Below are 10,883 nucleotides of genomic sequence, written 5' to 3' on the forward strand. Positions count from 1 at the left end.
TTCGGCGGAGCCGTTGCGGGTGGCGTCGACAACTACCTCGTCCTCCTTGTACCCGGCGTTCTGGTTTCCGTGGCGGTCACCACCTCGGTGGTCACCGGAACCCAGTTACGTGAAGACATCGACAGCGGAGTGTTCGACCGACTGATCTCCATGCCCATCGCACGGATCGCACCACTCGCAGGGTTGCTGACAGCAGACACCGTGCGATATGTCATCGCGAGCGTGATGTCCCTCGTCGTCGGCATCTGCATGGGCTACCGGCCCGAAAGCGTGATCGGCGTCATCGCAGGCGTCACACTTGTCGTCTATGCTGCGTTTTCGCTGAGCTGGATCTTCGCGCTGCTGGGCGTTCTGCTCCGCAAAGTATCGGCGATACAGGGGATCTCGATGCTGGTACTGATGCCGATGACGTTCACGTCCAATGCGTTCGTGCCAACCACGACAATGCCCGGTTGGCTGCAAGCGATCGCCGACGTCAATCCGGTCTCGCACCTCATCTCCGCGTTTCGTGGGCTGGCGAATGAGGGACAGATCACCAGCGATGTCGGATGGACGCTCGTGGGGACGACTGCGATCCTGATCGTCTTTGTCCCACTGACGCTGCGCGCCTACCTCTCTCGGTCATGACGATCACTTCGACACGCACGACCGGGTCGAAGCACTCGGCCCTGCCGGTTGAGCGCCTGACCACCGACGACGATCTCTTCGTACGGATGGAACACGCTCTGGGGCTCGGAGTCGTGAATCAGTGCGTGTGGCAGCTACCCACCCGCCTCGACGAGGAAGCCTTCGCCCGATTGGGCGAACGACTCTGCGCGGGTCGCGCATCGAGACTCGTCGCGCGGCGCCCACCACCGATTCGTGACGCGTGGCGGTATACGCCGACCGCCGGGTCCGTCGAGTTCTTCACCGACACGGTGAGCCCAGAGGACGTTGCCGCGTGGATCGACACTCAGGCACGGTTTGCCCTGAACAGTGTCTCGGGACCCTCCTGGCGACTGAGCGCGGCTCACTCCGACGGCATTGGTACCTACGTCTCGTTCACCGCGGCGCACGCGATCGGCGACGGTGCGACGCTGATCACAGCGATCACGGAGGCGTTGTCCGAGAACACCTATGACACCGACGTCGAGATGCCGGACCTCGCGTCCGACCTGTCCGATGGAGTCAAGACCGCAGCACGCGCCGCACACGCGGCAGCGTCGAGTGTCGTCGCGTCACTGCGGACCGGGTTACCCCGAGGCTCTGCGCACACTCAACCGGAACACGCACGGTCTCGGACCACTGTGACCACAGCAGCGCCGAAGAGTACGGGAGCGGCCACCGGAACCGAGCCAGGTCTACCTCCCTCGGTGATCGTGACGGTGGATCGCGAGCACGCATCGAAGATTGCGAGAGAACGCAATGGCACGCCGAACTCCCTGTTCGTCGGAGTGATGGTCGGACTCCTCGACAAGGCAGGCATGGCATCGTCGGGAGACATTGTCCCGGTGTCGATTCCAGTATCACGGCACCGCAATGATGATCGACGCGCCAACGCCACGACGGGCGTCACCGCCCGCATTCGTCTCGATGTCAACCGCTACACCGACCTCAGCGAGATTCGCGACGCGTGCAAGGCCGCCTACCGTACGCTCGACGCGCAACCCGGTCCCATGGCCGCGATGTCTACCGTTGCACAGGCTTTGACCGACGGAGCCGTGCGCCGACTCGCTGGTGGAATATCGACTCCCTTATGCGTCGCCTCTAACGTCGGGCAGGTAGATCCTTTGTTTGCGTCACTTGGTACCGGAGGTCCCGGAGTGACCGCGATGCGCGCCGTCACACCGGATTCCGCCGGCCTGGCCGGGCACGCCGGCGGTATCAGCGGATGGTTGTGCAGTGGCGATGAGGTGCTCACGCTGGCGGTGAGCTCGCTGAATCCCGCCATGATCCACGATCGACGTTCGCTCCGCGCACTGGTCGCCGCCGAGTTCGCTTCCTGGAACATCTCTGAAAAAGATTGGGGCACATGCGAATAGCATTCGTCATGCACGGCAGTCGAGGCGACGTCCAACCGGCGGTCGCGCTCGGAGCCGAACTCCACCGACGCGGACACAGCGTCGAGTTGGCTGTTCCCGAAGACTTGTTGGCTGAGGTGTCGCGTTCTGGACTGCCGACGCGGAGCCTGTGTCCGTCAACGTCGGAGTTGCTTGCGAGTTCGCTGGTGAAGCGAGACCTCAAGTCGTGGAATCCGTTGAAGCGGTTGGCTGCGCTCCGCGAAATCGGATCACACGGGTCGGCGATGTCGGAGAGGGTCATGGGTGAACTCGCCGATGTGGCAGACATTCTCGTCAGCGGACCACTGGCGCAAGAACGGGCTGCGACGGTCGCCGAAAGCCGAGACATCTCCTTCGTGCCGCTGCACTACTGCCCGATACGTCCCAACCATCAATTGTCGCCGCTGTATCGCCCGCTGCCCGCGGCGGTCAGCGCAGCCGCGTGGCGCGCGGCCGACTACCTCGTCTCACTCACGCAGCGTCCGAACGACCGCGCACTGCGCCGTCGGCTGGGCCTCCCGTCTGCCTCGGGAACCCTCGGCGCGAGGCTCCGGCGACGAGGAACCCCGGAGATCCAGGCGTACGACGCCGAATTGTTCCCGCTCCTCGAGCGCGAGTGGGGAGAACAGCGCCCGTTCACGGGCTTCCTCCTGCCGGACAGCCAGACCCGAGCAAAACTCAACGGACACAACGACAATAGCCAGATCACCCGCATTCTCGAGTGGATTCGATCGGGACCTGCCCCCGTCTATGTCGGCTTCGGGAGTATGCAGATCCCACCCGAGCGGGTCTCTTCGATCGTCGAGGCAATCGTATCGCTACGCCTTCGTGTGGTCGCCCAGACACGACATGCCCTGCCAGAGCGCGATGGCCTTCTGCACCTCACCGAGTCCGTCGACCACGAGATCCTCTTTCCTGAGTGCCGAGCAGCCGTCCATCACGGCGGAGCCGGTACCACCGCCGCAGCTCTCCGAGCCGGAATCCCATCGGTTGTCGGTTGGCTCAGCGCCGACCAGCCACTCTGGGCTGCCGCGCTTCGCGACCACGGAGCCGGGGCCGGCGCTCCGCTGTCACGACTGTCGGACACCGACCTCGAACTGCTCACCGCCGACGAGCCGTATCGCGCGGCCAAGGCATTGGCAGGCCACATCGTCAATCCGGAAGACGCAGTCGACGCCGCATGCGACGAGATCTTGAAGGCGGCCACGGCAGGCCCGACCTGATGGACCGTCCAGCCTGCTCCAGGCAAACCTCCTACCCGACACCGCGATCCGACGACGCCCAGAACTGAGCGCGCAGGGCCTTCTTGTCGGGCTTGCCGAGTCCGGTCAGCGGCAGCGACTCCACGAAGATCACGTCCTTCGGCGACTGCACGGCACCCTTGCGCTGCTTCACCGCGTCCTGGATTTCCGCGGTGATCCGCTGCCGGTCATCGTCATTGGCCTCGACATCGCCACGCAACACGACGACGGCGGTCACCGCCTCACCCCATTTCTCGTGCGGCACACCGATCACACCGACCTGACCGACCGACGGATGCTCTGCGACAACGTCTTCCACCTCTCGCGGAAACACGTTGAAGCCACCGGTGACGATCATGTCCTTGGTGCGATCGACGATGTACCAGTATCCGTCGGCGTCCTCACGCGCGACGTCGCCCGTACGCAGCCATCCGTCGCGGAACGTCTCCGCGGTCTGCTCCGGCAGGCCCCAGTAGCCCGCGGCGAGAAGCGGTCCGGCAACACAGATTTCGCCCGGCTCGCCCTGCGCCACCGGCTTGTCGTCGGGTCCGAGGAGCGCGGTACGCAGGAACGACGACGGCCGCCCACAACTCGATAGCCTGCGCGTGTCTTCGCCCGGCCTGGGGTGCTCGTCCTTGGCGAGGTAGCTGATGACCATCGGCGCCTCCGACTGCCCGTAATACTGCGCGAAGATCGGTCCGAATCGCTCGATGGCCTCGGCCAGCCGCACCGGATTGATCGGCGAGGCACCGTAATACACGGTTTCCAGTGACGAGAGATCACGGGTGCGCGAGTCGGGATGGTCCATCAGGGCGTAGAGCATCGACGGCACGAGCATGGTGGCGCTGATCTTCTCCTCCTCGATGGTGCGCAGGACCTCCGCGGGATCGAACTTGCTCAGCACGACCATCGACCCGCCTTTCATCAGCGTCGGGAGGAAGAACGCCGCGCCCGCGTGCGACAATGGCGTACACATCAAAAAGCGCGGCCGCGTTGGCCATTCCCACTCCGACAACTGGATCTGGGTCATCGTCGTCATCGCGCGAACGGTGCCGATGACACCCTTCGGTTTGCCTGTGGTGCCGCCGGTATATGTGATCGACATGATGTGATCCGGCGAGAGTTCCGCAGCGGTCAGCGGCGTCGCGTCGTAACCGGCAGCCTCCGCGACGACGTCGCGACCGACGTCGGACAACGCCTCGGGCACGGGACCGAGCGTGAAGATCTGCTTGAGTCCGTCGACACGTTCCATGAGCGCAACAGCGCGCTCGACGAACATCGGGACCGGATCGATGACGAGCGTCGTAACCCCCGCGTCGGACAACACGTACGCGTGATCGTCGAGCGAGCCCAACGGATGCAGTGCGGTGCGTCGCCAACCCTGTGTCTGGCCCGCACCGATGACGAACAGCACCTCGGGGCGATTGAGTGCGAGCAGACCCACCGACGACCCCGTGCCCGAACCAAGCCCCTCGAAAGCCTGTACGTAGCGGCTGATCTCGTCGGCCATCTGCGCGCCCGTGAGCGTGGTGTCGCCGAGCTCGAGCACGTTACCCGACGCGTTCTTCGCCAGTGCCGCAACAAGAAGGTCGCCCATATGGGTCGATCCGCGCAAGTGGTCGATTTCGGACTCAGGGATCTCAGATGCCATGCGTCTCAGAGTAGGACGTGTTCTAGATTCAGGAAAGGTCAATCAGCCGTTTGACGTCTCTATGTGCGGTAATCAAGATTCTGAGACCTGGATCGGAAACGAGAACATGTTCCATGTCGTACCGGCCAGTAGCTCATTAGGATCGACACCATGACTGATGTGGATCTGGCAACCGAACGTCGCGACATCGCCGACGCTCTCCTCACCGCTCTCGAGCGACGACACGAGGTGCTCGACGCCATTGTCGACGCCGACGATCACACCCAAGCCGTCTCCGCCATCGCGGAACTCCTCGGCAAATCACAGCTCGGCGCATCGGCAATCCTCGACATGAAGCTCGACCAGTTGACCAAGGACGAACGCCGACGAAATCAGAGCGAACTCGACGACCTGAACCATCAACTGACCTTCACACTCGCCGAGCGTCCCGCGAGCAGCGGAGACACCGTCGTACTGCGTGCCTTCTCCCCCAGCGACGACGCCGAACTGTTCGCCGAGCGCACCCGCGAGCTTGGGGTCGCCGGAGACGGCTCGGGCCAGCCGGCCCGCGAGATCGACCAGGAGATCGCACAGGCCGCAGGACGGGTCGACGAGGAAGAGGCGGCCTGGCTGGTCGTGACCGACGGCGACGACAAGGTGGGGTTTGTCTTCGGCGAGCTCACCGACGGCGAGGTCGACGTCCGCGTCTGGGTCCACCCCGACTTCCGCAAGCAGGGATACGCCACCGCCGCGATGCGCAAGGCACGCTCGGAGATGGCCGGCTACTTCCCCGGAGTCCCGATGGTGGTGCGCGCACCAGGCGTCTGACCACAACCCGTCGACGCTGAGTAAGCCACTCAGCGTCGACGCGGACGTCCGAAACGCGCGACGATGGTACGAATCCGGAGTTCGTCGTCGATCAGGAATGATTCGCTCACCGGCGCCCACAGCCCTAATGCCTTGGGGGCCACATGGACTCGATACTTCGTCGACACCGTGTGGCCTGCGACCGCCGCCTCGAACCCGCTGACCCGATGAATCAGACGAAATTGCGGGCCGCGTGCCAGGCTGCGGGCGATGTGGTCGCCGCTTCGCCCGGTCTTGATCCCCATTTCCACACGCGTGCAATCCGGATGGAGACGCACACCGGACGGATCGTGGCTCACCAGCGCATCAACGTACGCCCGTGCGACGGCGATCCGTTGTCCGCCAACGGAATCGCCCTCGTCGAGAGGAGCACCGTCGGTCATCGTGCCCCGTACACGGGCACCGGGGCCGGCGTCTTGGCCAGCAGATCGTCGACGACGGTCGTGAGTTCGGCAGGTTCCCAGCGGGCGCCCTTGTCGATCGACGCCGCGCGCTGCCAGCCGTCGACGACGGTGATCTTGCCGCCCTCGATCTCGAAGATCCTTCCGGTGACGTTCGACGATTCGACCGATCCGAGCCATACGACCAGCGCAGAGATGTTCGCCGGGTCCATCGCGTCGAACGAGCCGTCGTCCGGTGCGGCCATCTGCGCGGCCATCGCCTCACCGGCCCCCAGGGTCATCTGCGTGCGCGCCGACGGTGCGATCGCGTTGACAGTCACGCCGTATGCACCCATCTCGGCCGCCGCCTGGATGGTGAGTTCCGCTATCCCTGCCTTCGCTGCCGAATAATTGCCCTGGCCAACCGATCCGAACAAACCTGCGCCCGACGAGGTGTTGATCACGCGAGCCTGCCGCATCGAGCCCGCTTTGGACTCCGCCCGCCAGTACGCGGCGGCGTGGCGCAGTCCGACGAAGTGTCCCTTGAGGTGGACCCGGACGACAGCGTCCCACTCGTCCTCCGACATCGCGACGAGCATCCTGTCGCGCACGAACCCCGCGTTGTTGACCAGGATGTCGAGGCCACCGAACTCGTCGAGCGCGGTCGCCACCATCGCGGCACCGGAGTCCCAGTCGGCGACGTCGCCGACCGAGGCAACCGCCTGACCGCCACTCGCGGTGATCTCCTCGACGACCGCTGCGGCGGCATCCTCGGCGTAGTCGTTCACCACGACGGCCGCGCCGTCGGCCGCGAACGCCACCGCGTGGGCACGTCCGATACCCTGACCCGCGCCCGTCACGATGGCCACGCGACCCGCGTTCGACCCATGTCCGTTGTCGCTCAACACAATCCCCTCACGTGGATTCGTCCCCTTCAGAACTCTGACTTTCACTGACTCACAAGGCGTTACCCGCGTTGGCGGCGTCGAGAAATGCCGGCTTCTCGCCGCCACCGTGGACGGTGAGCGTCGAGCCGGTGATGTAGCCGGCGAGAGGCGAGAGCAGGAAGGCGACGGCATTGCCCACATCCACCGGCGTCGCCATCCGCCCCATCGGAATGGTGCGCCCCACCGCTGCGACGCCGTCAGCGTCACCGTAATGCATCTGTGCCAGTTCGGTTTCCACCGGACCGGCGATCACGGAGTTGACCCGTACACGAGGCGCCCACTCGACGGCCAGCGACGTCGCTGCGTTGTCGAGACCGGCTTTTGCCGCGCCGTACGCGGATGTACCCGGCGACGGCCGGTGACCACTGACACTCGACACGTTGACGATCGCTCCGCCCGATTCCTGTTGCTGCATCACCGCATTCGCGGCGCGCGCGACAAGTAGCGGTGCGAGCAGATTCAGTTCGACGATCTTGCCCGCAAACGACGACGACGCGTCGGCGGCGAGCGCAAACGGCGAACCGCCCGCATTGTTGACGACACCGTCGAGCGAGCCGTAGGTCTCGACAATCTGCGCGACCATCGCGGTCACCGAAGCCTCGTCGCGCACGTCGCATGCAATGAAGTCACCGAGCGCCAACGCGTCTTCGGTCGGGTTGCGCGCGCAGATCACCGGGACCGCACCGAGATCCGCCAACACCTTGGCGATACCCAGGCCGACGCCGCGCGCACCACCGGTGACGAGGACGACCTTCTTCTCCACTCCGAGATTCATCTCCCGTGGGGGGTCGAGACGTGTGACCTGTGACCGCGGACCCATGGGTGCTACCCTACCAAACAACCAAGCATTTGCTTGGTGTGTGTTTTCCAGAGTCAGTGGTCATCCGAGTCACTGCCTCGGTCACGGGGTTCACAACACGGGATGCGTCCCGGGAGGAGGGCATGGCGTGCCGATCACCAGTACGCGCTCGGCGAGTGGTGTCACCACCATTACCGTCGACTATCCGCCGGTCAACGCGTTGCCGTCGGCCGCGTGGTTCGAGTTGGCCGACGCGACTCTCGCCGCGGGCGACGATCTCGACACCCACGCGGTGGTGTTGCGGGCCGAAGGTCGGGGATTCAACGCGGGCGTCGACATCAAGGAGATGCAGGCAACTGAGGGATTCGACGCGCTCATCGGTGCCAACCACGGCTGCGCCGCTGCGTTCTCCGCGGTCTACGACTGCAAGGTGCCGGTCATCGTCGCCGTCAACGGATTCTGCGTCGGCGGCGGAATCGGTCTTGTCGGCAATGCCGACGTGATCGTCGCGTCGGAGGGCGCCGTCTTCGGGCTGCCGGAGGTCGACCGCGGCGCACTCGGCGCCGCAACGCACCTCGCCCGTCTCGTCCCGCAGCACATGATGCGCACGCTGTACTACACGGCGAGCAACGTCACCGCAGAACAGCTCCTGCACTTCGGGTCTGTCTACAAGGTGGTGCCTGCCGACGAGCTCGACGCGACGGCGCTCGACGTCGCCGAGCAGATCGCCGCGAAGGACACGAGGGTCATCCGCGCGGCGAAATCGGCGATCAACCACATCGACCCTGTCGACGTGAAGGCCAGTTATCGCCTCGAGCAGGGGTACACCTTCGAACTCAATCTTGCAGGTGTTGCCGACGAGCACCGCGACGCCTTCGTCGCGACCGGAAAGCCGAAGACCGCACAGGGGAGTCGCTGACATGACCCAAACCTCAACGCCTCAAACCTCGACACCCCAAATCTCAACACCACAGACCGCGACGCCGACCGACAAGACCAGCACCCTCGACGACGTCATCGGTGAACTCCGCGACGGCATGACCATCGGAATCGGTGGGTGGGGTTCGCGTCGCAAGCCGATGGCACTCGTCCGGGCTCTGGCCCGCTCCGACGTCAAGGATCTGACAGTCGTCACCTACGGCGGCGCCGACCTCGGATTACTCTGCGCCGCAGGCAAAGTCCGCCGCGCCTACTACGGCTTCGTCTCGCTCGACTCGGCACCCTTCTACGATCCGTGGTTCTCGACGGCGCGCACAAGTGGCGCCATCGAGGCCCGCGAGATGGACGAGGGGATGGTCAAGAGCGGGCTGCAGGCCGCTGCCGCTCGCCTGCCGTTCCTGCCGACACGCGCCGGACTCGGATCATCGGTGCCGGACTTCTGGGAGGGCGAACTGAAGACCGTCACGTCGCCGTATCCCGATCCCGACGGCCGCACCCAAACCCTGATCGCCATGCCTGCACTGCGACTCGACGCCGCATTCGTCCACCTCGACATCGCCGATTCACGTGGCAACGCCGCCTACACCGGCGTCGACCCGTACATGGACGACCTGTTCTGCGCCGCGGCGCAGCGTCGCTACCTCGAGACCGATCAACTCGTCTCGACCGAGGTACTGGCCAAGTCCGTTCCGACGCAACGACTTCTACTCAACCGAATGCACGTCGACAAGGTCGTCCACGCGCCCAATGGCGCCCATTTCACGTCTACCGGCGCCGGGAGCGGAGCGAGCGGGCCAAATGTCACAGGCGAGCACAGCCGCGACGAGGCGTTTCAACGGTTCTACGTCGAGTCCGCGAAGGACCCCGAGAAGTGGTCGACGTTCCGTCGTCGCTTTCTCGACGTCGACGAGGAGACCTACCAGCGCGAGGTCGACGCCTGGCGCGGCGAGCACGAGGAGTCGAAGTGACAACTACGGCAACGGAAACCGATGTGACCCGCGCAGAGGTGTGCGTCGTCGCGTGCGCCGAGATCTTCCGTGACTCCGGCGAGATCATGGCGTCGCCCATGGCTCCGGTGCCCCTGCTCGGTGCCCGGTTGGCGCGCCTGACCTTCTCGCCCGACCTGCTCATCACCGACGGCGAGGCGTTGATTCTCGCCGACACACCGCCGATCGGGAAGTCGGGGCCCATCGAAGGATGGATGCCGTTCTCCAAGGTCTTCGACGTCGTGACGTCGGGTCGACGACATGTGGTCATGGGCGCCAACCAGATCGACCGGCACGGCAATCAGAACCTGTCGGCGTTCGGCCCCCTCCAACACCCCACCCGTCAGATGTTCGGTGTGCGCGGAGCGCCGGGCAACACCATCAACCATCCGACCAGCTACTGGGTGCCCCGACATTCGGCGCGCGTCTTCTGCGACAAGGTCGACGTCGTCAGCGGAATCGGTTACGACAAGGTCGATCCCGACAATCCTGCGTTCGACGACCTCGACATCCACCGCGTCGTCACCAATCTCGGGGTCTTCGACTTCGACGGGCCCGGCCACACGATGCGGGCGCTGTCGCTACACCCCGGTGTCGAGCCTGCCGAGGTCGTCGACAACACCTCGTTCGAGATCGCGGGTCTCGAGCAGGCTCCGCCGACCAGGGTTCCGTCGGAGAACGAGCTGGCCATCATCCGAGACATCCTGGACCCCACAGGTGTTCGAGATCGGGAGGTGAAATGAGTTCGACTGCCCGCGCGGCCGCGCTACCGACTCGGTTCACCGAGCTGGTCGGTGTCGAATACCCGATCGTGCAGACCGGGATGGGATGGGTGTCGGGGCCGTCGCTGACCTCCGCGACCTCCAATGCCGGCGGACTCGGCATCCTGGCGTCGGCGACGATGACCTACGCCGAGTTGGAAGCGGCAATCGCGAAGACGAAGTCGTTGACCGACAAGCCCTTCGGAGTGAACATCCGCGCCGACGCCACCGATGCCACCGAACGGATCGACCTGCTGATCCGCGAGCACGTACGGGTCGCGTCGTTCGCGTTGG

12 protein-coding genes are annotated in these 10,883 nt (G+C 65.0%); 8 read left to right on the forward strand and 4 right to left on the reverse strand.

Translation table 11 applies throughout. The annotated features are described in order from the left end of the window. The 3 genes from A5777_RS04500 to A5777_RS04510 all read left to right on the forward strand — a co-directional run. Positions 1-627: ABC transporter permease (locus tag A5777_RS04500; RefSeq protein WP_064861755.1), on the forward strand; the 627-nt coding region annotated here is incomplete at its 5' end. After that, positions 624-2,021: a hypothetical protein gene (locus tag A5777_RS04505; protein ID WP_064861756.1), complete on the forward strand. Its 1,398-nt coding sequence runs from the start codon at positions 624-626 to the stop codon at positions 2,019-2,021. The genes A5777_RS04500 and A5777_RS04505, both read left to right, overlap by 4 nt. Next, positions 2,012-3,262, forward strand: coding sequence for a glycosyltransferase (locus tag A5777_RS04510; protein WP_064861757.1), 1,251 nt, complete (start codon positions 2,012-2,014; stop codon positions 3,260-3,262). Before A5777_RS04505 ends, A5777_RS04510 begins: the two co-directional genes overlap by 10 nt. Before the next feature lie 31 nt (positions 3,263-3,293). On the opposite strand, the gene fadD8 is transcribed toward A5777_RS04510, so the two are convergent. After that, positions 3,294-4,931, reverse strand: coding sequence for a fatty-acid--CoA ligase FadD8 (fadD8, locus tag A5777_RS04515; protein WP_064861758.1), 1,638 nt, complete (start codon positions 4,929-4,931; stop codon positions 3,294-3,296). 150 nt (positions 4,932-5,081) lie between these two features. Between fadD8 and A5777_RS04520 the strand changes: the two genes are divergently transcribed. Next, positions 5,082-5,738 (forward strand): GNAT family N-acetyltransferase, encoded by a 657-nt coding sequence (locus A5777_RS04520; protein WP_064861759.1) that lies wholly within the window; start codon positions 5,082-5,084, stop codon positions 5,736-5,738. A gap of 29 nt (positions 5,739-5,767) precedes the next feature. On the opposite strand, the gene A5777_RS04525 is transcribed toward A5777_RS04520, so the two are convergent. The 3 genes from A5777_RS04525 to A5777_RS04535 are packed head-to-tail and all read right to left on the reverse strand — an operon-like array spanning position 5,768 to position 7,924. Continuing rightward, complete coding sequence (locus A5777_RS04525; protein ID WP_064861760.1) at positions 5,768-6,160, reverse strand: hypothetical protein; 393 nt, start codon at positions 6,158-6,160, stop codon at positions 5,768-5,770. Then, positions 6,157-7,065 (reverse strand): SDR family oxidoreductase, encoded by a 909-nt coding sequence (locus tag A5777_RS04530; RefSeq protein ID WP_197502287.1) that lies wholly within the window; start codon positions 7,063-7,065, stop codon positions 6,157-6,159. Before A5777_RS04530 ends, A5777_RS04525 begins: the two co-directional genes overlap by 4 nt. Before the next feature lie 49 nt (positions 7,066-7,114). Next, positions 7,115-7,924, reverse strand: coding sequence for an SDR family oxidoreductase (locus A5777_RS04535; RefSeq protein ID WP_064861761.1), 810 nt, complete (start codon positions 7,922-7,924; stop codon positions 7,115-7,117). Positions 7,925-8,051: 127 nt separating this feature from the next. Here A5777_RS04535 and A5777_RS04540 point away from each other — a divergent pair, with 127 nt between their 5' ends. The 4 genes from A5777_RS04540 to A5777_RS04555 form a co-directional block, all read left to right on the forward strand. After that, positions 8,052-8,822, forward strand: coding sequence for an enoyl-CoA hydratase family protein (locus A5777_RS04540; protein WP_064861762.1), 771 nt, complete (start codon positions 8,052-8,054; stop codon positions 8,820-8,822). A gap of 1 nt (position 8,823) precedes the next feature. Continuing rightward, on the forward strand, positions 8,824-9,810 hold the full coding sequence (locus tag A5777_RS04545; RefSeq protein ID WP_064861763.1) for a CoA transferase subunit A: 987 nt from the start codon (positions 8,824-8,826) through the stop codon (positions 9,808-9,810). Beyond that, positions 9,807-10,571, forward strand: a complete 765-nt coding sequence (locus A5777_RS04550; RefSeq protein ID WP_064861764.1) for a CoA-transferase subunit beta — start codon at positions 9,807-9,809, stop codon at positions 10,569-10,571. Before A5777_RS04545 ends, A5777_RS04550 begins: the two co-directional genes overlap by 4 nt. Then, positions 10,568-10,883 (forward strand): NAD(P)H-dependent flavin oxidoreductase (locus tag A5777_RS04555; protein WP_197502288.1); only part of this gene is annotated, 316 nt, incomplete at its 3' end. The genes A5777_RS04550 and A5777_RS04555, both read left to right, overlap by 4 nt.

It is taken from the genome of Gordonia sp. 852002-10350_SCH5691597 (genome assembly GCF_001665715.1).
Classification (GTDB): Bacteria; Actinomycetota; Actinomycetes; order Mycobacteriales; family Mycobacteriaceae; genus Gordonia; species Gordonia sputi.